This window comes from Oleiphilus sp. HI0132 (assembly GCF_001635845.1).
Window position 1 is genome coordinate 1 of record NZ_LWGJ01001712.1, and the last position, 930, is coordinate 930.

The 930-nt window shown below is 45.1% G+C and carries 1 protein-coding gene; it reads right to left on the reverse strand.

All coding sequences use genetic code 11. The features are described 5' to 3' along the window. On the reverse strand, positions 1-930 hold a 930-nt coding region (locus A3766_RS26215; protein WP_068643272.1), incomplete at both ends, for a D-alanyl-D-alanine carboxypeptidase family protein.

Sequence of the window (930 nt, forward strand, 5' to 3'; positions counted from 1 at the left end):
TGCTTTAAGGTCATCTTTTTGACCCCGAGGAATCGTTACTATTACGTCTTCGGCTAAGCCCAACTGGAAAGAATCCAAAGCACCCTTCCAAACCTGGCTATCTGTCAGTACTTCACCAGCCTTGTACAGTTCGTGCGTCTGATAATATCTAAAGCCATAGTTTAACAACTTCTGTGTCTCTTTAGCTCTGGCATTTTCACTATTCGTACCCATGACAACACTAATCAAGCGCATACCATTGCGCTTAGCTGACGCGACAAGGCAATAACCTGCTTCTTCAGTATGTCCGGTCTTTAAGCCATCGACTGACTTATCACGCCACAACAAGCGATTGCGGTTTGGCTGCCTTATATTGTTATAGGTGAAGTATTTTTCAGAATACAAAGGGTACTGATCAGGAAAGTCATTAATGATCGCAAGAGCCAGCTTTGCCAAATCAGAGGCTGATGAATAATGCCCTTCAGCAGGCAAGCCTGTAGCGTTCATAAAGTTGGAGTTTGTCATGCCCAGTAGTTGAGCTTGCTGATTCATGATATCGGCAAATGCATCTTCGCTACCAGCAACATACTCAGATAGCGCAATACTTGCGTCATTGCCTGACTGAATAATTACGCCTTTGAGCAGCTCTTCAAGCAAAACTTTTGAGCCTTCCTTGATGAACATTTTTGACCCGCCAGTGCGCCAAGCCTTAACGCTCACTGGAACCTCGTCATATAAATTGATATTACCTTGAGCTACTTCGCTTTCGACGATGTATGCGGTCATCATCTTAGTCAAGCTGGCGGGTGGCAACTGAACGTAGCTTTCATGCTCTACGATTACTTCGCCACTCGTGGCATCCATTAAAATATAAGAGCTAGCTGAAACCTGTGGCGGAGAAGGAATAAGAGCTGGCTTAGCAAATGCGTCGGCAACATGGAATCCGAGAAG